At 60.9% G+C, this 20,324-nt stretch carries 18 protein-coding genes and 1 pseudogene; 14 read left to right on the top strand and 5 right to left on the bottom strand.

The window, feature by feature from the left end; translation table 11 throughout:
• Nucleotides 1-103 precede the first annotated feature (103 nt).
• Nucleotides 104-2,293, top strand: a complete 2,190-nt coding sequence (locus tag D906_RS14595; RefSeq protein WP_027615869.1) for an autotransporter outer membrane beta-barrel domain-containing protein — start codon at nucleotides 104-106, stop codon at nucleotides 2,291-2,293.
• 48 nt (nucleotides 2,294-2,341) lie between these two features.
• Nucleotides 2,342-3,859 (top strand): hypothetical protein, encoded by a 1,518-nt coding sequence (locus D906_RS14590; RefSeq protein ID WP_019099424.1) that lies wholly within the window; start codon nucleotides 2,342-2,344, stop codon nucleotides 3,857-3,859.
• An 8-nt stretch (nucleotides 3,860-3,867) separates the two neighbouring features.
• On the opposite strand, the gene D906_RS14585 is transcribed toward D906_RS14590, so the two are convergent.
• From D906_RS14585 to D906_RS14575, 3 genes are all read right to left on the bottom strand, one after another.
• The gene (locus D906_RS14585; RefSeq protein ID WP_019099423.1) at nucleotides 3,868-4,596 is read right to left on the bottom strand and encodes a molecular chaperone; all 729 of its coding nucleotides are present in this window, start codon (nucleotides 4,594-4,596) and stop codon (nucleotides 3,868-3,870) included.
• Between the two features lie 62 nt (nucleotides 4,597-4,658).
• Nucleotides 4,659-5,198, bottom strand: coding sequence for a fimbrial protein (locus D906_RS14580; protein ID WP_019099422.1), 540 nt, complete (start codon nucleotides 5,196-5,198; stop codon nucleotides 4,659-4,661).
• A gap of 173 nt (nucleotides 5,199-5,371) precedes the next feature.
• Nucleotides 5,372-5,794, bottom strand: coding sequence for a PA2817 family protein (locus tag D906_RS14575; protein WP_081741896.1), 423 nt, complete (start codon nucleotides 5,792-5,794; stop codon nucleotides 5,372-5,374).
• A 142-nt stretch (nucleotides 5,795-5,936) separates the two neighbouring features.
• On the opposite strand from D906_RS14575, the gene D906_RS14570 reads away from it, so the two are divergent.
• Nucleotides 5,937-7,451, top strand: coding sequence for a hypothetical protein (locus tag D906_RS14570; RefSeq protein ID WP_141099586.1), 1,515 nt, complete (start codon nucleotides 5,937-5,939; stop codon nucleotides 7,449-7,451).
• Between the two features lie 65 nt (nucleotides 7,452-7,516).
• On the opposite strand, the gene D906_RS14565 is transcribed toward D906_RS14570, so the two are convergent.
• Nucleotides 7,517-9,964, bottom strand: a complete 2,448-nt coding sequence (locus D906_RS14565) for an acyl-CoA dehydrogenase (RefSeq protein ID WP_027609505.1) — start codon at nucleotides 9,962-9,964, stop codon at nucleotides 7,517-7,519.
• 186 nt (nucleotides 9,965-10,150) lie between these two features.
• Between D906_RS14565 and D906_RS14560 the strand changes: the two genes are divergently transcribed.
• The 3 genes from D906_RS14560 to D906_RS14550 all read left to right on the top strand — a co-directional run bounded on the left by D906_RS14560 (nucleotide 10,151) and on the right by D906_RS14550 (nucleotide 12,616).
• Nucleotides 10,151-10,774, top strand: a complete 624-nt coding sequence (locus D906_RS14560) for a glutathione S-transferase (protein ID WP_019098551.1) — start codon at nucleotides 10,151-10,153, stop codon at nucleotides 10,772-10,774.
• 133 nt (nucleotides 10,775-10,907) lie between these two features.
• Entirely contained in the window at nucleotides 10,908-11,840 is a 933-nt protein-coding gene (locus D906_RS14555; RefSeq protein WP_016715124.1) for an ABC transporter ATP-binding protein, read from the top strand.
• Entirely contained in the window at nucleotides 11,837-12,616 is a 780-nt protein-coding gene (locus D906_RS14550) for an ABC transporter permease (RefSeq protein WP_019098550.1), read from the top strand. The genes D906_RS14555 and D906_RS14550 overlap by 4 nt, the downstream gene beginning before the upstream one ends.
• A 9-nt stretch (nucleotides 12,617-12,625) precedes the next feature.
• On the opposite strand, the pseudogene D906_RS14545 reads toward D906_RS14550, so the two are convergent.
• Nucleotides 12,626-13,132, bottom strand: a pseudogene (locus D906_RS14545) (DUF2062 domain-containing protein); the annotation flags it as partial.
• A 142-nt stretch (nucleotides 13,133-13,274) separates the two neighbouring features.
• On the opposite strand from D906_RS14545, the gene D906_RS14540 reads away from it, so the two are divergent.
• The 8 genes from D906_RS14540 to murB all read left to right on the top strand — a co-directional run bounded on the left by D906_RS14540 (nucleotide 13,275) and on the right by murB (nucleotide 20,156).
• The gene (locus D906_RS14540; protein WP_027609507.1) at nucleotides 13,275-15,488 is read left to right on the top strand and encodes a DNA internalization-related competence protein ComEC/Rec2; all 2,214 of its coding nucleotides are present in this window, start codon (nucleotides 13,275-13,277) and stop codon (nucleotides 15,486-15,488) included.
• Nucleotides 15,489-15,617: 129 nt separating this feature from the next.
• A complete protein-coding gene (locus D906_RS14535; protein WP_016391244.1) occupies nucleotides 15,618-16,253 on the top strand; it encodes a MotA/TolQ/ExbB proton channel family protein in 636 nt (211 codons plus the stop codon).
• The gene (locus D906_RS14530) at nucleotides 16,250-16,684 is read left to right on the top strand and encodes a biopolymer transporter ExbD (protein ID WP_012271149.1); all 435 of its coding nucleotides are present in this window, start codon (nucleotides 16,250-16,252) and stop codon (nucleotides 16,682-16,684) included. Before D906_RS14535 ends, D906_RS14530 begins: the two co-directional genes overlap by 4 nt.
• Nucleotides 16,684-17,685 (top strand): tetraacyldisaccharide 4'-kinase, encoded by a 1,002-nt coding sequence (lpxK, locus tag D906_RS14525; protein ID WP_027615867.1) that lies wholly within the window; start codon nucleotides 16,684-16,686, stop codon nucleotides 17,683-17,685. Before D906_RS14530 ends, lpxK begins: the two co-directional genes overlap by 1 nt.
• A 44-nt stretch (nucleotides 17,686-17,729) precedes the next feature.
• Nucleotides 17,730-17,915, top strand: a complete 186-nt coding sequence (locus D906_RS14520; protein WP_003247142.1) for a Trm112 family protein — start codon at nucleotides 17,730-17,732, stop codon at nucleotides 17,913-17,915.
• Nucleotides 17,912-18,676: a 3-deoxy-manno-octulosonate cytidylyltransferase gene (gene kdsB / locus D906_RS14515; RefSeq protein ID WP_027615866.1), complete on the top strand. Its 765-nt coding sequence runs from the start codon at nucleotides 17,912-17,914 to the stop codon at nucleotides 18,674-18,676. The genes D906_RS14520 and kdsB overlap by 4 nt, the downstream gene beginning before the upstream one ends.
• The gene (locus tag D906_RS14510; protein ID WP_016715130.1) at nucleotides 18,676-19,140 is read left to right on the top strand and encodes a low molecular weight protein-tyrosine-phosphatase; all 465 of its coding nucleotides are present in this window, start codon (nucleotides 18,676-18,678) and stop codon (nucleotides 19,138-19,140) included. Before kdsB ends, D906_RS14510 begins: the two co-directional genes overlap by 1 nt.
• Nucleotides 19,137-20,156, top strand: coding sequence for a UDP-N-acetylmuramate dehydrogenase (gene murB, locus D906_RS14505; protein WP_027615865.1), 1,020 nt, complete (start codon nucleotides 19,137-19,139; stop codon nucleotides 20,154-20,156). Before D906_RS14510 ends, murB begins: the two co-directional genes overlap by 4 nt.
• The last annotated feature ends 168 nt before the right edge of the window (nucleotides 20,157-20,324 follow it).

Genomic DNA, 20,324 nt, shown 5'->3' with positions numbered 1-20,324 from the left:
TGGCTTGATTTATTTCCTGTAGCTTGATCGCGATCGGCACCGACTCATGTGTTTCATTCACTCATTAACGTGCCTGCTTCTAGATCTGCATGAGATTTTGGAAATGAAAAGTAACTTCAAGAAATTTAAAGTTCGCAATGGGCTGGTGTGTTGCATGGCGGCGCTGCCGTTAAGCTTGTATGTAGGGGATGTGGCGGTGGCGCAGGTCATCGTCGACCGTGACACGGTCATCGATGGCAGTAATTTGCCTGATAGTTATCAGGTTCAGGGCGGTGCAAAGCTGACGGGCAACGGCGCCAGCACGGACCAGATCTTCCTGCGTGAAAGTGGGGCGCTGGAACTCAACGGTAGCACGGTGACATCGGCCAGGGACGGTGTGTTGATGGAGGGGAGCGCGCGCGCTGACATCAATGGCAGTACCATCACCAGCGATGAGCGTGGTGTTGTCTTGGGCCGCAGTAATGGCGTCGGCTCGCAGGCGTGGGTTACGGGCAGTAACATCAGCGGCAGGAAGGGTGGTGCGCTCATTGCCAGTGACTCAGAACTGCACCTCAATGGCAGTACGGTACAGGGCACAGGGCAGGGCAGTGCCGGCGTGCGCATGCTCAATGGCTGGCTCCAGGCGCAGGGCAGCACGATCGTCGGCGCACAGGAAGGTATTTTGGTAAATACCGATGGCCGTGCCGGCGAGGCCCGTATCGATCTGGATGGTTCGCAAGTCGTCGGGAAAGACGGTTCGGCCATACTGGTGGATGGGGAGACCGAAGGGGGTGCCACAGCCAAAATCACGGTCAGCAATGGCGCACAGCTTAGCGCTAGCAATGGCAACCTCCTCGAAGTGCGCAACCAGTCGAGTGCCGACCTGTCTGTAGTGAACGCCAACCTAGTGGGCAACGTAAAAGTGGAGGAGGGGTCCAGTGCAGCCATATCACTGGATCGGCAAGCTACGCTCACGGGCCAGTTGGAAAATGTCGGCAAACTGTCTATTGGCGATCAGTCACGCTGGACGATGGTCGACGACGCCAAGGTCGGCGATCTGGTGCTCGCTGGCGGGACCGTGCAGTTTGGCCAGCCCGATGCATACCATCGGTTGACGCTGGACAACCTGTCAGGTGAAGGCACGTTTGAAATGGATGCCAACTTCGCCACCGGGGAGACCGATTTCCTTGATATCACTGGCACAGCCACGGGCAGCCATAGCTTGCTGATCGGCAGCAGTGGTGCAGAGCCGCAAGCAGAAAACCAGCTTCAGGTGGTGCATACGGGCGGGGGTGATGCTTCGTTCTCGTTGGTTAACGGGCCTGTGGATCTGGGGGCGTTTTCCTACGAATTGGTACAGCGTGGTGACGACTGGTTCCTCGACGGTTCGAGCAAGATCATCAGCCCTGGCACCCGCTCGGTATTGGCGCTGTTCAATACTGCGCCAACCGTATGGTACGGCGAGTTGACCTCTTTGCGCAGCCGCATGGGCGAGTTGCGTCTGGATGATGGCAAGGCCGGTGGCTGGGTTCGGACCTATGGCAACAAGTTTGATGTTGCCGCAAGTTCCGGTGTTGCTTACAAACAAACCCAACACGGGTTTTCCCTCGGTGCAGATGCGCCGCTGCCGGTTGGTGATGGTCAATGGTTACTGGGTGTATTGGCTGGTTACAGCCGTTCGGACCTGAACCTGGAGGGCGGCACCAGTGGTGAGGTGGACAGCTACTACCTCGGGATGTACACCACCTGGCTTGACCGCGTCAGCGGGTACTACTTCGACGGCGTAGTGAAGTTGAACCGCTTTGACAACGATTCCACGGTTGCCTTGAGCGACGGCGCACAAACCAAAGGCCACTACGGCAACAACGGTGTTGGTGTATCGGCCGAGTTCGGTCGTCACATCGAGCTCGATCAAGGGTATTTCGTTGAGCCTTTTACCCAGTGGTCCACCGCTTATATTCAAGGAAAAGACTATCACCTGGACAATGACCTGCAGGCCCAAGGCGACGCTGTCCGGTCCGTGCTGGGCAAGGCTGGTGCGACAGTCGGGCGCAACTTCGAGATGTCAGCGGGTGGCATTGTTCAACCCTACCTGCGTGCTGCCTACGCTCACGAGTTCATCAACAACAATGATGTAAAGGTCAACGAAAACCGCTTCTCCAACGATCTCTCAGGCTCCCGCCTGGAGGTGGGCGCCGGTGTGGCTGTTACCGTAGCGCAAAGCCTGCAGCTGCATGCCGATATCGATCACAGCCGCGGCGAACATATCGACCAGCCCTGGGGTGTGAACCTTGGCGTGCGGTATAGCTGGTAAGTACTCATCAGGAGGCCCTAGGGCCTCCTTTTTAGTGGGAGTCACTAAATGAGCCAAATGTCAGACAATGAGTCGTTACTGAACAAGTTGTTAAAGTGGTTACTAAAGCCGTGGTCGAAGCTGTTGTTCAAGGAGCTACTAGAGGCTGTCACGGTGACTGACTTGCTTGACGACATCCCGGGTGGCGACATCAACCTGCTCCCCATCAGCGCTACCGAGAAGGATCTGGAGGTGATCGTACCCATGTGGCCGGTCAGTGATCCACGCCCTGGCAGGCCGGAACTGCTGAAATTGCTCTGGGATGAGGTAGAAGTGGATCAAGGGTCCTGGGAGGCCCCTGTGCAGCCTGGGGATCTGATCCTGAGTGTTCCCAAGGACAAGCTGACTGACGGCCCCCATGTGCTGCGTTACGAAGTAACCAATGCCAACCTTGACACGAGCCTTTCCAAGACGCTGGAGGTATTGATCGACTTGCAGGCGCCTGTTTTGGGCGCAGGCCAGGGCCTTCTGACGGTCGTTGAAGACCCGGAAGAAATCGAACGTGACGGGCTTACGGAGCGCTACCTGAGGAACCACGATCAACGCCTGCGAACCCAGGTGCCTGGATATATCACGCCCAAAGCAGGTGACACGGTTATCTATTATTGGGATACCGAGCCCTTTGCGGAAATGGAGGCTGGTGAACATGAACTGACATTTGAAGACACTATCAGGCCGGTCTACATCGATTTCCCTGGCGCATTGGTGCTTGAACGAGGAGACGGAGACCGCTATGTGTACTATGCCATCAAGGATCGAGCCGGCAATATCAGTGTGTTCCCCAGGCCTCTTAAACTGAGTGTGTCGGCTGGCTTGCGAGCGCTGCCATTGTTGAGCATCGAGCAAACCACGGGGGATCAGGAAAACCTGCATCTGGCACTCAATGATCTGGCTCCCCCCCTTCTCATAAAGGTACCGGCTGAAGCAGTTGTTTACCCCGATGAAACATTACGGGTGGAATGGGGCCAGCCCGGAGACCCAGGGTATTACTCGACCTCTACCGAATACCAGGGACGTTCGCGTCAATTCGAAATTCCTGAAGACAAGGTGGCTGCACAGGGCGCAACGACCATCCAGGTCAACTATGTCGTCTCGGGCGACAAGCGTCACGATTACCCTTCGCCGCCAGTAGGCCTTACTGTTGGTTCGTTGAGCCGGGGCCTACCGGTCGTTCAACTGGCTGGCGTGAGGAACGGGATATTCAAGTTGTCCGATGCGGATGAGCGTAACCGGGTGACATTGGGAACCTGGAAGTTCATGGCGGAAGGGCAATGGGTCGATATCTGGGTGACCGGGACCCTGAGCAATGGCCAAGAGGCGGAGCCGCACCAAGTTTTGAAAAACTATGCGATTGAGGCGGACGATGTTGAAAACGGCATTGGCGCACGTAACGATGTGGTGGTGCTGAAGTCGTACCTGTCAACACTGTTGCTTAATAACCCGTTCACGGTACATGTCAATGTAAGTTTCAATCAGGGGTACAGTTGGGTAAAATTCCCTGAAATGAGACCTCAGTTGCAGTCTTGACGTGGTTATCATGGGCCGGAAACAGGAGCTCTCATTTCGGCAGTGGTGCCCCCAAAGTCGTTGATGGTTGTGAAAGTCACGTGCATTTTGGGGGTTATTGCAAACGTTTCTACGGGGTATGCCTGAGTGCCACCTGGGGCAACCATTTTATGGGCTTCAATGCGCTTGCGTGTGCTGCCGTTTTCCAGGTGCGCCTGCCTGAAGGTGTAATGATAGGGTGAGGGATTATGCACAACCAGTTGAGTTTTGCCGTCAAGTCGCTGTAAGGACCATTGCAGTTTTTTCAGGCCGTCCTCAAGGGGTTCTTGCAGTTCGGCGGGGCGGTAAAGTAGTTTGATTCGGGTGCGCAGGGCAATGGTCAGTGTGTTTGACGGGTCACCATCGGTTTGCGGAATTTCCTGTACATTGAAGTAAAACAAGGATTCCTTGTCCTTGGGCAGATTATTCGGGATTTGATTGATCTGAACAGTCTGCTCACTGCCCGGCGCAAGGCGGAATAGCGCGGGGGTGGCAATGAGTGGAACGGCGGTAATATTGTCGTCAGCTTCGGTGTTGACCCAACTCTGTGCGGCAAAGGTTTGAGTGCTGGGATTGGCAACGATGATTGAACTGCTTTGCTTGTCACTTGCTTGAATGATGCGTGTAGTGCTGATGGTAAGCGCTGCTTGGGCTGAGGCAATCATGCCGCTTGACAGGCCAGTGAGTAGAAGTAAACGGAAAATGAGTGAATTAGGCATTGAGGCAAGTCATGAATGAGTAAGAGAGCAAGCGCAGCAGGCTGCGCTTGTGCCATGGCGAGTTATCGAATATCGACCAGGAAGTTGACGCTGGTGGCAATGTGCCCTTCAGTTACCGACGCTGCAGTTGTGTGCAACTGGGCGGTAAAGTTCATATCGGTAACTTGAGTGTCGCTCAGTGCATATTCTACCGACTCTGCATCAGGGGCGAGCTGAGCGTTGCTCTTGTCAAAGATCGCCAAGGCCATACCGGAAGCATAACCGATGCCACTCTGCAGTTGATACAGTTTGCCGGATGGGTCAGCACCATAGTTGGCACTGTATGTGACTGCTGCAACGTCGCCAGCGGTGACGGGGCACTTCGCAGGGTCTACGCGAAGGGCAAACTTTTCGAGCCGGGTTTTTTGCCCGACTGCTGTGAAGTCTGAAGTTCTGAAGTCGCCCAAATAGACTTTCGGCAGGCCAGGGCCGCCAGGCGTGACGACGTCGATCTGGCAAGTGCCGCCGGCACTTACAGTACCTTCGAAGTTGATGATACCCGTGTTGGCCATGGCTGAGCTGCAGCCAAGGCCGAAAGCCAGCAGTGCAAAAATACGTTTCATTGAGCGCTCCAGATTGAAGGTTAGTTGTTAGTTTTGTGCGCTTCAGCCGAGGCCATGGGGAGCGCCGGCTGATCGCGGAGAAGAGACTAACTGCGATGCGGAAACCAAATCTGTAGGTCAATTCGCTATAGGGCAGGGTGGAATTCGATTTTACGGGGCTGCCACTCCCAGGATCACTCAGCCTGCCGCGAGGCGAGCAGTTGCTGTTTTTCCACGTTCCAGTCGAACGGTGCTCCGCGCTGCTCTGCTTCGTAGCGAAGCTCCTCCAGTTGCTGATACAGATCAAGCTCTGAGTCAGGCATGAAGTGCAGGCAGTCACCGCCAAAGAACCAGAGCAGATCACGAGGCACCAGATGAGCGAACTGGGGGTAACGCTGGATAACCTGGCACATCAGGTCTTGGCCAAGGTACTGGCTCTGTAACGGTTCTAAGGGCAGCAGGGCAAGCAGTTCATCGAAGCGCTCCAAAAACAGCGCATGGCTTTCTTCAGGCACCTGCTCGGCGTTTTCAAGGGCTACGAGGATGCTGCGCACGTGCTCGAGCAGTTGCAGGTGATAGTTTTGGAAGGCGTTTGTCACGGATGTGTCCTTAGGCATGAGGCAATGCCGCCATTGTACCGCGTTGTGATCCATCGAGCAGTCGCGGGGGCTGACCTGACATTTTTGCCAGTATTCGAGGCGGGCAATGCCGGTCATGCTGGCATCGGGAATCTGATAGGGATTACAGAGGAGACACGCAATGAGTACTGAATCGCAATCACCAAACTATCTTGGGGTAATGGATATTGGGACGCGCACGCTCAATACGCTTTGGCATGATCGTTACCCTGCATTGTCCGATGCCCCAGGGGAAATGATCAATCTGGGCAGGCAAACCGGCCCCGGCACCAAGAAATTCAAACAGTTACAGATGGGGCTGCCTAAGTTGGCATACAGAAGCTCTGGCGCTACCTTGTTCCTTGACCTGGAGCAGCGGGCGCTGAGAGAAATGGAAGTCACGCTCACTACAGACGCGGGCGCGAGCGCCCCCTGGATGAGCTATGTTCGGAGAATGGAACTACCCGGTCACAGGACATTGATAATCAGCATCGCTTTTGCAGCTTCCGATGAGCGCTTTAGAATCGTCTACTCGACACTGGCAGGTAGAGCGGTGAGTCTGGTGTGGAATGGTGCAGTGGACTATACCTACAGCGGAAACGATAGCGAACAGCGGCTATTGGCCGAGCACTATAATGAGCAAAAAAAGGTAGTGCTTTATCACTTGCTTGCAGCTCCGGAAAACCCCTGGCTGCAAGATGTGGCATTAGTGCCCGCTGCAGACTTGGAGGGTATAGTTTATGACCTTGTGTCGCCCTCAACCGCAGAGTTGGAGAGGGGCAGTGACATGTTGTCCACTGACCTTACATGGGGCTCCTCTCATGAGTTTGTTGCTGCCGTCTTTGCTACGGCCTTTCCGGAAATCCCGATTCCGCAGCGCCCCCTTGACAGTGAGTGGATGGCGTCCTTGATGGTGCCGGAAGGAACGGCCCTGGTAGACCCATCCCAGGATCTACCGGCAACAGTATTCTTTAAAGTTGGATACAAGCGTAAGCGCAGCGCTGCCATGGAAGATGCTGATATAGGCGTTGCGGGCGATCCGTTATCAGTAAGCCCGTTGATGTGCATAGTCGGCGCGGGGTTTGAAAAAGAGCTGATGGAAATATCCGATTTGAAAAACGCCACGATAGTATTTGTTGGCGATCAGCATGGAGCGCTGGAGAAAAGCGATAGCGCTTGCTATTATGTGCCGCCGCCTTCCCAGGCGCCATCTGTAATATACGAAGATGTTCGGAAGACGTTGGAGAAGCCAGCGCAGGTGGAGACGGTCAGGGAACGAGCAGTGTTCGATGTCATCAAAGTAACGGTGAATGGTAATTCTGCCCTTTCTACATTTGTCACGTTATACGCCAGGCAAACGCACTATATTAAATACTCTGTTGTTAACGGTAGTTTGACCCTCCAGTTGTGGTACTACGATGTGGACGAAGGCAAGGATATGCCCGTGCCTGCTGGTGAAACGGAGTGGTCTACCCTCCATGGCGGCGGTTCGGTTTCCAACGCCGGGGTTTTCACCCCGGGAAACTCGGCCCCTTCGACCGTAAGCGTCATTGCAGGGCGCGATCTGGGCAGTAGCCGATTGTTGTACTGGGCGGTCACGGTCATTCCTGTCCCTCTATATTCAGCGACCCAAGCCGTTAAATTCTTCAATGACTGAAGCAGGCGTGCGAGCGCTGACGCCAAGCGGGCACAGGGCCCGATTGGCGCCAAGTCAATTGATGTTTAGCGGATTCTACCCTGTGTCAGCCTCAGCATTTCTTTGTCGAATGCATCCACATCGATCACCGTCCGTCGTGCCTGTTCCGCCGCGTGCAACCGGTACCCCTCCTCAGCTTGCAGTGCCCCGCTCGCGACGGCGGCATCGATGGCTGACTGCCCGGGAGCAGGATAAGCGTTGCCCTCCTTAATCGCCTGATGCAGCACTTTGTGCAGTGGCGCAGCTTCGTCCAGAAGATCGCAGGCCCGCTGCAGTGCTGCTACCGGGTCGCCCTCGGCTTGTGGTCTAAAGCATCCGGCAAGCAACTCCTCCAGCGCCGGGTCGCCCTTGCTGCGGCCGATCAGTGCTGCCACCTCGGCATCCAGTTCATCGCTCGGCCCGGTATGGCGACGGCCAAAGGGGAACACCAGCACGCGCAGTGCGCAACCGACGAACCGGTTGGGGAAGTTATCGAGCAGCCGGTCCAGCGCCTTTTCCGCCTGGCCCAGGCTTTCTTCCAGGGCCCAGCGCAGCAGGGGTTGCATGTGCTCGGGTGAGCCGAGGTCGTGGTAGCGCTTTAGCGCGGCACTGGACAGGTACAGGTAGCTCAATACATCGCCCAGCCGCGCACTCAGGCGTTCGCGGCGCTTGAGCGCGCCGCCCAGCAGCATCATCGACAGGTCGGCGAGCAGGGCGAAGGCAGCGGCCTGACGATTGAGGGCACGGAAGTAACCCTGGCTCAAGGCATCCCCGGGTACTGGCTCGAAGCGCCCAAGGCCCAGGTTGAACACCAGCGTGCTGGCGGCGTTACCGGCCGCGAACATGATGTGTTTCATCAGCAGGTCGTCGAATTCTTTCAGTGCCTGCTCCCGGTCATCACGGCCAGCCAAAGCCATTTCTTTCAGCACGAACGGATGGCAGCGGATGGCGCCTTGGCCGAAGATCATCAAGTTGCGCGAGAGAATGTTCGCGCCCTCGACCGTGATGAAGATCGGCGCCCCTTGCCAGTTGCGACCCAGGTAGTTGTTGGGCCCCATGATGATGCCCTTGCCGCCGTGCACGTCCATGGCGTGCTGGATACATTCGCGCCCACGTTCAGTGAGGTGGTACTTGAGAATCGCCGACAACACCGAAGGCTTTTCGCCCAAGTCCACAGCTTTGGCCGTCAACAGGCGGGCGCTATCCATTAGCCAGGCATTGCCGCCGATGCGTGCCAGTGATTCCTGTATACCTTCGAAGGCTGCCAGCGGCACGTTGAATTGCTCGCGGATGTTGGCGTACTGGCCGGTGACCAGGCTGGTGTACTTGGCAGCGCCGGTACCCACGGCGGGCAGTGAAATGGAACGGCCCACCGACAGGCAGTTCATCAGCATCATCCAGCCTTTGCCGAGCATGGCCTGGCCGCCGATGAGGAAGTCCAGCGGTACGAACACGTCCTTGCCGCTGTTGGGGCCGTTCATGAAGGCGGCGCCCAACGGCAGGTGGCGTTTGCCGATTTCGACTCCGGGCGTATCGGTGGGGATCAATGCCAGGCTGATGCCCAGCTCTTCCTCGTCACCCAACAGGTGGTCCGGGTCATGGGCCTTGAAGGCCAGGCCCAGCAAGGTCGCGACCGGGCCCAGGGTGATGTAGCGCTTTTCCCAGTTCAGGCGCAGGCCCAGCACTTCTTCGCCATTCCACTGGCCCTTGCAGATGATGCCGGTGTCGGGCATGGCGCCGGCATCGGAGCCGGCCAGCGGGCCCGTCAGGGCGAAGCAGGGGATCTCGTCGCCGCGGGCCAGGCGTGGCAGGTAGTGGTTGCGTTGTTCATCGGTGCCGTAGTGAAGCAGCAGTTCGGCCGGGCCCAAAGAGTTGGGCACCATCACCGTGGAAGCCAGGTCGCCACTGCGTGTGGCCAGTTTCATCGCCACCTGCGAGTGCGCGTAGGCGGAAAAGCCTTTGCCGCCGTATTCCTTGGGGATGATCAGCGCGAAGAAGCCATGCTGCTTGATGTGATCCCAGGCTTCAGGCGGAAGGTCCAGGTCCTGGCCGATCTGCCAGTCGCTGACCATGGCGCACAGTTCTTCTGTCGGGCCGTCGATGAAGGCCTGTTCTTCTTCGGTCAGCTTCGGTGCCGGGTAGGCCAGCAAGGTGCGCCAGTCGGGGCGCCCGCTGAACAGTTCGCCGTCCCACCACACCGTGCCGGCATCGATCGCTTCGCGCTCGGTTTGCGACATGGGCGGCAGGGTGCGCTGGAACCAGCTGAACACCGGGCCGGTGAACACCTTACGACGCCACTCCGGGAGCGCAACCAGGGCGATCTTCAAGGCCAGTACGATCCAGATCACAGCCAGCAGCCAGCCGGGCGCACTGCTGAAAATGCCCATCAGCAGCACATAGGCCGCCATGATGCCGAGAATCTGCAAGGGCGCCAGGCGCCGGTGCGTGAGGTACGCCGCGCCAATCACCAGCACTACCAACCACAACAGCAACATAATCGGTCCTCCTTGGAACCAGGGGGCTTGAGCCGTCCCAGACAGCTTAGACGCAACGCTGTAAACGGCAGGTTCAGAACAGTGACAGGGTGTGGCAGCGGGAGTTTCAGTGCATTTGTTTGGCAGTACAGGCGGCGAAGGTCTGGAGTAGACTGCACCACCACCGCATTTCATAAGGACGTTGCCATGCTGAAGATCTGGGGCCGCAAGAATTCAAGCAATGTGCGCAAGGCGCTGTGGATCGCCCACGAGCTGGGTCTGGACTTCGAATCCATCGACGCCGGCGGCGCCTTCGGCGTGGTCAACGAGCCGCACTACCGCGCCCGCAACCCCAACGGCCTGGTGCCCATGCTGGAAGATGGCGACCTGACCCTGTGGGAGTCCAACACCATCGTCCGCTACCTGTGCGCCGAATACGGCGCCGAGCAGGGCTGGTACCTCGAAGACCCGCGCCAACGTGCCCTGGCCGACAAGTGGATGGACTGGACCACCTCATCCTTCGCCACACCGTTCCGCCCGTTGTTCTGGGGCCTGCTGCGCACCCCGGAAGACCAGCGCGACTGGGTGGCGATCAACGCCGCGCACAAGCAATGCGCCCAGCTGCTGGCCATCGCCGACGAAACCCTGGCCCAACAGCCTTACCTGTCCGGTGACCAGATCGGCATGGGCGACATCCCACTGGGCAGCTTCATCTATGCCTGGTTCGAAATGCCCATCGAGCGCCCGGCCATGTACCACCTGGAAGCCTGGTATGAGCGCCTGAAACAGCGCCCGGCCTATCAGGCCGCGGTGATGACCGCGCTCACCTGACCCTGCTTCGATAGTCATTATCAATAGATGTGACTGTACTTGTGCGGCCTGGCCTTGCACCATGGCCGCACTCACTGCGCCAGTGACTTTGCCTGGCGTGTCCTGCACCTTTTTCTTCGGTAAGTGACCCGCTATGAGTTCCGCCCTGTCCATCCGACAGCTCACCAAGACCTACGGCAACGGCTTTCAGGCCCTCAAAGGCATCGACCTCGATGTTGCCGAAGGCGACTTCTTCGCCTTGCTCGGCCCTAACGGCGCCGGCAAATCCACCACCATCGGCATCCTGTCCACCCTGGTGAACAAAACCAGCGGCACGGTCAATGTGTTCGGCCATGACCTGGACCGTGAGCCCTCGGCGCTCAAGCGCTGCCTGGGCGTGGTGCCGCAGGAATTCAACTTCAACCAGTTCGAGAAAACCTTCGACATCGTCGTGACCCAGGCTGGCTACTACGGTATCCCACCCAAGGTGGCCAAGGAGCGCGCCGAGCAGTACCTGACCCAGCTGGGCCTGTGGGACAAGCGGGATGTGCAGTCGCGTTCGTTGTCGGGTGGCATGAAGCGCCGTTTGATGATCGCCCGCGCGTTGATCCACGAGCCGCGCCTGCTGATCCTCGACGAGCCGACTGCAGGTGTGGACATCGAGCTGCGCCGCTCGATGTGGAGCTTCCTCACCGAGCTGAACCAGAAGGGCATCACCATCATCCTCACCACCCACTACCTGGAAGAGGCTGAGCAGCTGTGCCGTAACATCGGCATCATCGACCACGGCACCATCGTCGAGAACACCAGCATGCGCCAGTTGCTGGGCAAGCTGCATGTCGAAACCTTCGTGCTCGACCTCAAGCAGGACCTGGCCAGCGCGCCGGTGCTGCAAGGCTACCCGTGCCGGCTGCTGACCCCGCACACCCTTGAGGTGCAAGTGGAAAAGGACATTGGCATCACCGCACTGTTCGGCCAGCTGGCGCTGCAGAACATCGAGGTGCAAAGTCTGCGCAACAAAACCAACCGGCTTGAGGAGCTGTTCGTGTCCCTGGTGGAAAAAAACCTGTCGAAGGTGGCCGTATGAGTGTGGAACTGCGCACCAACTGGGTCGCCCTGAACACCATCGTCTACCGCGAAGTGCGGCGTTTCCTGCGCATCTGGCCGCAAACGTTGCTGCCCCCGGCGATCACCATGGTCTTGTACTTCGTCATCTTCGGCAACCTGATCGGTCGGCAGATCGGTGATATGGGCGGCTTCACCTACATGCAGTACATCGTGCCGGGGCTGATCATGATGTCGGTGATCACCAACTCCTACGGCAACGTGGTGTCGAGCTTCTTCGGCAGCAAGTTCCAGCGCTCGATCGAAGAGCTGATGGTGTCGCCGGTATCGCCGCACACCATCCTCGTGGGTTATGTGCTGGGTGGCGTGCTGCGCGGGCTGGCGGTGGGGGTGATCGTGACCATCCTGTCGATGTTCTTCACCGACCTGCAGGTGCATCACCTGGGTGTGACCGTGGTCGTGGTGTTGCTGACGGCTACCATCTTTTCGCTGCTGGGCTTCGTCAACGCAGTGTTTGCGCGCAATTTCGACGATATCTCGATCATCCCGACCTTTGTGCTGACGCCGCTGACTTATCTGGGCGGGGTGTTCTACTCGATCAACCTGCTGCCGCCGTTCTGGCAGACCGTGTCGCTGGCCAACCCGGTGCTGCACATGGTCAACTCGTTCCGCTACGGCATCCTAGGGGTGTCGGATATCAGCATTGGCACGGCGATCACCTTCATGCTGGTCGCCACCGCAGTGCTCTATGGGGTGTGCGTTCGCTTGCTGGTCAGCGGCCGCGGCATGCGGGCCTGAGGCCTTGCACCGGCATTGGCGACGGCGCCATTGCCGGCCCACCCACCAGCGCCAGTACAGCATGGTGGCGAAGTAGCCGGCGATGCCCAGCACCACGCCGCACACCACCGAGCCGAGCAGGAAGGGTTGCCACAGCGTCGACAGCTGGTCGGTGATCCACTGGAAGGTCAGCTCGTCGGGCAGGGTGCGCGGCGGCACCTGCATCAGCCAGGCGCCGGTCATGTAAGTAACGAAGAACACCGGCGGCATGGTCAGCGGGTTGGTCAGCCACACCAGGCTGACGGCGATCGGCAGGTTGCCGCGCACCGGAATGGCCAGCGCGGCGGCCAGCAGCATTTGCGCCGGCATCGGGATCAACGCTGCGAACAGGCCTACACCCATGGCCCGTGCCACCGAATGGCGGTTCAGGTGCCAAAGGTTCGGGTCGTGCAGCAGTTTGCCGAAAAAGCGTAAGGACTTGTGTTCCCGAATGCTGGTCGGGTCCGGCATGTAGCGTTTGAAAAGTCGGCGCGGCATGTAGGCTCCCGGAGCGTTGATCCGGGCAGTATGCCCTGATTCGGATTCAGCCTCGTTTAGAGTTTGTGACAATTGTTGAGCAAGGGTTTCCGGCAATTGGGCTATGCCTCAGAGGGTGATTTGCTTTCTGGAGCTCTACCTCATGCGCACAGGGATGTTTGCGCTCGCGCTCGGGCTGTTGTGCCTGGGCTTTCTCCCCGTACTGCCATCGGTCGGATGGTTGATCGCGCTGGCTGCCTGCGCTGTCGCCAGCCTGTTCACCCGCGTGTGGCCGTTGGGTTGTTTTCTGCTGGGTTTGTGTTGGGCTTGCGGGTCTGCTCAGCTGGCCCTTGATGATCGCCTGGCTGCCGGCCTGGATGGCCGCACCTTGTGGCTGGAAGGGCGGGTGGTCGGCTTGCCGGCCCGAACGGCACAAGGCGTGCGCTTCGAGCTGGACGCTGCACGCTCGCGGCGGGCCGAGCTGCCGCAGCGCCTGCAACTGAGCTGGTTCGGTGGGCCGCCTCTGCGGGCGGGCGAGCAGTGGCGGCTGGCCGTGACCTTGCAGCGCCCGGCCGGGCTGTTGAACCCGCATGGGCCGGACCGCGAGGCGCAACTGCTGGCGCGGCGGGTGGGTGCCACGGGCACGGTCAAGGCAGGGCAGCTGCTGGCGCCAGTAACCGGTGGTTGGCGCGATGCGCTGCGTCAGCGCTTGCTCGCAGTCGAGGCCAATGGCCGAACGGCGGCGTTGGTGGCGCTGGTGCTGGGCGATGGGGCGGGCCTGGCCCGGGAGGACTGGCAGACGTTGCAGGCCACTGGCACGGTGCACCTGCTGGTGATTTCTGGCCAGCACATCGGCCTGGTGGCCGGTTTGCTGTATGGCCTGGTCGCCGGGCTGGCGCGTTGGGGGCTGTGGCCTGTACGGCTGCCGTGGCTGCCTTGGGCGTGTGGCCTGGCCATGGCCGCTGCGCTGGCGTACGGTTGGCTGGCCGGTGCGGGCGTGCCAGTGCAGCGCGCCTGCCTGATGCTGGCCGTGGTGTTGCTCTGGCGTCTGCGTTTTCGCCACCTCGGTGCACTGTTGCCGCTGTTGCTGGCGCTGGTCGTGGTGTTGCTGGTCGAACCGCTGGCGGCATTGTTGCCGGGGTTCTGGCTGTCGTTTTCCGCAGTCGCCACGCTTCTCTATTGCTTCAGTGCCCGGCTAGGGGGCTGGCGGCCCTGGCGAGCCTGGACGCGGGCGCAATGGGTAATCGCCATCGGTTTGCTGCCAGTGTTGTTGGCCACTGGCCTGCCGGTGAGCTTGAGTGCGCCGTTGGCCAATCTGGTAGCGGTGCCGTGGATCAGCCTGGCGGTGTTGCCGTTGGCGCTGCTGGGCACGGTACTGCTGCCATTGCCCGGGGTAGGGGAGGCGTTGTTATGGCTGGCGGGCGGGCTGCTGGACCTGTTGTTCCGGGGGTTGGCGTTGGTGGCGCAACAGCGCCCGGCCTGGATGCCGCCAGCATTGCCAGTGTGGGCCTGGTTGCTGGTTTGCCTGGGGGCGCTGTTGCTGCTGCTGCCTCGGGGCGTGCCGTTGCGTGGGTTGGGGGGCGTGATGCTGTTGGCCCTGTGGGTGCCGAGGGAGCCGGTGCCGCTTGGGCAGGTCGAAGTCTGGCAACTGGACGTCGGCCAAGGGCTGGCAGTGCTGTTGCGCACCCGCCATCACAACCTGCTTTACGATGCCGGGCCGGCCAAGGGTGACAGTGACCTGGGCGAACGGGTGGTGCTGCCGACCCTGCGCAAGCTGGGCGTGGCGGCCCTTGACGTGATGCTGGTCAGCCACGCCCATGCTGATCATGCGGGCGGTGCTGCCGCTATCCAGCGAGGTCTGCCGGTGCGGCGGATTATCGGTGGGGAAGCGCTGGGCGATGTTCCGTTGCAACCTTGTGTCAGCGGCGAGCGATGGGACTGGGATGGCGTGCGGTTTTCGCTATGGCGTTGGGCCGACGCACAGAGCAGCAATGACCGCTCTTGTGTGCTGATGGTCGAGGCACAGGGCGAGCGATTGCTGCTGGCGGGGGATATGGAGGCTGGGGCCGAACGGGCCTGGCTGGCGGCCACAGAGGCGCCGGGAATCGACTGGTTGCAGTCGCCGCACCATGGCAGCCGCAGCTCGTCCAGCGAGGCTTTCATCCGTGCCACGGCGCCGCGCGGGGTGCTGATTTCGCGTGGGCGCAACAACAGCTTTGGGCACCCGCATGTGCAGGTGCTCGAGCGCTATCGGCGGTATGGGGTGGCGATACATGATACGGCGGTGGAGGGAGCGTTGCGGTTGGTGGTGGGGCGGCAGGGGGAGGTTGAAGGTGTTCGGGGGCAGCGGCGGTTTTGGCGGGCTCAACTGGACTAGGGGGGCCAGGTCTACGCCGATACATGTTCAGCGCCTGTCAGCCCCAACCCCAATTCCCTGACCTCCGGCAGATGAGCCCTCGCCGCGCCTATGGTAGAGTGGCGGCCTTTTTCCGAAGGGGCGTTTACTGTGTGGGAATTGGTCAAGTCCGGTGGTTGGATGATGCTGCCGATCATTCTGAGTTCCATCGCTGCCATGGCTATCGTCGTCGAGCGCCTGTGGACCCTGCGCGCCAGTCGCGTCACCCCGCCGCACCTGCTGGGCCAGGTGTGGATGTGGATCAAGGACAAGCAACTGACCAGTGACAAGCTCAAGGCCCTGCGTGCCGATTCGCCGCTGGGCGAAATCCTTGCCGCAGGCCTGGCCAACTCGCGCCATGGCCGCGAAATCATGAAAGAGTGCATCGAGGAAGCCGCCTCGCGCGTCATCCACGAGCTGGAGCGCTACATCAGCACCCTCGGCACCATTGCCGCCATGGCCCCGCTGCTGGGCCTGCTGGGCACTGTGCTGGGCATGATCGACATCTTCAGTGCCTTCATGGGCTCGCAGATGACCGCCAACGCCGCCGTACTGGCCGGGGGGATCTCCAAGGCCCTGGTGACCACCGCAGCAGGCCTGATGGTCGGTATCCCGGCCGTATTCTTCCACCGTTTCCTGCTGCGCCGCATCGATGAGCTGGTGGTGGGCATGGAGCAGGAAGCGATCAAGCTGGTGGAAGTGATCCAGGGCGACCGCGAAGTGGAAGTGGCCGGAGGCAAGGCGTGAAGTTCCGGCGCAATCGCCAGCGGGAGAACGTCGACATCAACCTGGCGTCGCTTATCGACGTGGTGTTCGTCCTGCTGCTGTTCTTCGTGGTAACTACCACCTTCACCCGCGAGACCCAGCTGCGTGTCGAGCTGCCCGAGGCCGCCAGCGCCGAGCAGGCGCCTGCCGACCAGGGCAAGCTGGTGGAAATCACCATCAGTGCCGAAGGCGTGTATTCGGTGAACAACCACTTGTTGCCCAAGAGCGACCTGGCCACCTTGAGCGAAGCCATCGAGCGTGAGTCGGGCGGCGACAACAAGCTGCCGCTGGCCATCAGCGCCGACGGCAAGACTCCGCATCAGGCTGTGGTCACTGCAATGGATGCCGCCGGCAAGCTCGGTTTCAGCCAGTTGCGCATGACCACCGTCGAGGCGGCTCAGGGCACGCCTTGATTTCTTTCGCCGACCGTTTGCTCGCCGCCTGGTACAATGGGCACCCTGCGCTGGCCGTGCTGCGCCCGCTGGAGGCGCTGTACCGCCGCGTGGTCACACGTAAACGGGCGCGTTTTCTCAGCGGTGAAAGTGCCAGCTACCGGGCGCCGGTGCCGGTCATCGTGGTGGGCAACATCACCGTCGGTGGCACCGGCAAGACGCCGATGATTCTCTGGCTGATCGAACACTGCCGCCAGCAGGGGCTGAAGGTGGGTGTGGTCAGCCGTGGCTACGGCGCCAAGCCGCCGCAGTTGCCTTGGCGCGTGCAGGCCGATCAAGCTGCCGGGCAGGCCGGTGATGAGCCGCTGCTGATCGTGCAGCGCACTGGCGTGCCGCTGATGATCGACCCCGACCGCTCCCGTGCCGTGCAGGCGCTGTTGGCCAGTGAACCACTCGACCTGATCCTGTGCGACGACGGCATGCAGCACTACCGCCTTGCCCGTGATCTGGAACTGGTACTGATTGATGCCGCACGGGGCCTGGGCAATCGCCGTTGCCTGCCGGCCGGCCCCTTGCGCGAGCCCGCAGAACGCCTGAACGACGCCGACGCAGTGCTGTTCAATGGTGCCAGCACAGACCGCGCCGAGGGTTTTGGCTTTTGCCTGCAACCGTCTGCGCTGGTCAATCTGCGCAGTGGCGAACGCCGGGCGCTTGATCACTTCCCCGCCGGCCAGCGTCTGCACGCGGTAGCCGGTATCGGTAACCCGCAACGTTTCTTCAATACCCTGCTGGGGCTAAACTGGCAGCCGGTGCCGCACTCCTTTGCCGACCATGCGCAGTTCAGCGCCCAGAGCCTGGCGTTCAGCCCTCCGCTGCCGTTGGTCATGACCGAGAAGGATGCGGTGAAATGCCGGGCCTTCGCCGCTGACGACTGGTGGTACCTGGCCGTCGAGGCGCAGCCCACACCGGCGTTCAGCGCCTGGTTCGACAGCCAGCTGCAGCGCCTGCTGCGCAAGCCCTGAGCCCGTTTTCAATTTCCGGCCACCTGGCCTAAAGGAAGCCTCCAATGGACACCAAACTGCTCGATATCCTGGCCTGCCCGATCACCAAGGGCCCGCTCAAGCTCAGCGCCGACAAGACCGAGCTGATCAGCAAGGGCGCCGGCCTGGCCTACCCGATCCGCGACGGCATCCCGGTCATGCTGGAAAGCGAGGCGCGCACCCTGACCGACGACGAGCGTCTGGACAAATGAGCCTGGACTTCACGGTAGTGATTCCCGCCCGGCTGCGCTCCACGCGCCTGCCGGGCAAGCCGCTGCTGGCGATTGCCGGCAAGCCGATGGTGCAGCATGTGTGGGAGCAGGCGCGTAAAAGCGCTGCCAGCCGCGTGGTCATCGCCACCGACGACACCAGCATCCTGGAAGCGTGCCAGGCCTTCGGTGCCGAAGTGCTGATGACCCGCGCCGACCACAAGTCGGGCACCGATCGCCTGGCCGAAGTGGCCGCTCAGTTGGGCCTGCCGGCTAACGCCATCGTGGTCAACGTGCAGGGCGACGAGCCACTGATTCCGCCGGTCATCATTGACCAGGTGGCCGCCAACCTGGCGGCGCATCCTGAGGCTGGCATCGCCACCCTGGCCGAGCCGATCCATGAGCCGGAAACCGTGTTCAACCCCAACGCGGTCAAGGTGGTCAGTGACAAGAACGGCCTGGCCCTGACCTTCAGCCGTGCACCGCTGCCCTGGGCTCGCGATGCCTTTGCCAAGGACCGCAGTGTGCTGGCGCAGGGCGTGCCGTATCGCCGCCATATTGGCATGTACGCCTACCGCGTCGGCTTCCTTCAGGACTTCGTTGGCTGGGGGCCATGCTGGCTCGAACAGACCGAAGCGCTGGAGCAGCTGCGTGCCCTGTGGCATGGCGTGCGCATTCATGTCGAGGACGCCATCGAGGCGCCCGCCGTGGGTGTGGATACCCCTGAAGACCTGGAGCGCGTACGGCGCTTGCTGGAGGCCTGATGCGCGTTTTGTTCGTGTGCCTGGGCAACATTTGCCGTTCGCCCACTGCCGAAGGCGTACTGCGCCACCAATTGCAGGCCGCCGGACTGGCCGACAAGGTGCAGGTGGCGTCTGCCGGCACGGGTGACTGGCATGTGGGCAAGGCGCCTGACAGCCGTACCAGCAAGGCGGCGCTGGCGCGTGGTTACGACCTTTCGCAGCAGCGTGCCCAGCAGGTCAAGGCGGCGCACTTCGCCGAATATGACCTGGTCCTGGCGATGGACGAGAGCAACCTGCGCGACCTGCGCGCCCTGCGCCCGCACAACGCAGTGGGCGAGCTTGACTTGTTCCTGCGCCGCTATGGTGCTGCGCTGGATGAAGTGCCAGACCCGTATTACGGCGGCGCAGACGGCTTCGAGCAGGTGCTGGACCTGGTCGAGTCGGCGTGCCAGGCGCTGGTGCTGGAAATCAAGGGGCGGCTATGACAGTGCAGTGGCAGGAGCAGGTATCGCTCAAGCCGTACAACACCTTCGGCATCGACGTGAAAGCCCGCTATTTCAGCCAGGCGCAGGATGACCAGCAGGTACGTCAGGCGCTGAGCCAGGCGCATCAGCAGGGCCTGCCGGTACTGGTGATCGGCGGCGGCAGCAACCTGCTGCTGACCCGTGACATCGATGCGCTGGTGCTGCACATGGCCAGCCGTGGTCGCCGTGTGCTCAGCGACGATGGCGAACATATCGTGGTCGAGGCCGAGGCGGGTGAGCCATGGCACCCGTTCGTGCAGTGGACGCTGGCGCAGGGTTATTGCGGGCTGGAAAACCTCAGCCTGATCCCTGGCACCGTGGGCGCCGCGCCGATGCAGAACGTGGGCGCCTATGGGGTAGAGATCAAGGACGTGTTTGCCGGCCTGACGGCGCTGGACCGCGAGACAGGTGAGCTGCGTGAGTTTGGTTTGGCGGACTGTGCTTTCGGTTATCGCGACAGCGTGTTCAAGCGCAACCCTGGCCGCTGGTTGATCTTGCGTGTGCGCTTCGCCTTGAGCCATACCCTGCAGGCCCACCTCGATTACGGCCCGGTGCGCCAGCGGCTGACGGAGCAGGGCGCGACCGAGCCGACTGCCCAGGCGATCAGTGATGCCATTTGCAGCATTCGCCGCGAGAAGCTGCCAGACCCTGCGCAGCTGGGTAATGCCGGGAGCTTCTTCAAAAACCCGGTGGTGTCGGCCGCACAGGTCGAGCGTATTCGTGCGCATTACCCTGGCGTCGTGGCTTATCCTCAGGCCGAAGGCCAGGTGAAGCTGGCGGCGGGCTGGTTGATCGAGCAGGCGGGCTGGAAGGGGCATCGCGAGGGTGACGCCGGTGTTCACCGCTTGCAGTCGCTGGTGCTGGTCAACTACGGCCAGGCGAGTGGGGCGCAGATGCATGCGCTGGCGCAACGCATTCAGGCCGATATTCTGGAGCGGTTCGGGGTTGAGCTGGAGATGGAGCCTAACCTCTATTGATGCATTGCCAGTGCTGGCCCTTTCGCGGCTAAAGCCGCGCCCACAGGAGTTGCGCATGCCTTGAGGTAAGCACTGAACCTGTGGGAGCGTCTTTAGCCACGAAGAGGCCGCTAGAGGCAAAACACAAGGCCAATAAAAAGCCCCGCCAGTTCGCACTGGCGGGGCTTT

Origin of the sequence: Pseudomonas sp. LAIL14HWK12:I1, assembly GCF_003202095.1 — a bacterium.
In the GTDB taxonomy this organism is placed as follows: Bacteria; Pseudomonadota; Gammaproteobacteria; order Pseudomonadales; family Pseudomonadaceae; genus Aquipseudomonas; species Aquipseudomonas monteilii.
This window is presented reverse-complemented; position numbering and strand designations above follow the sequence as displayed.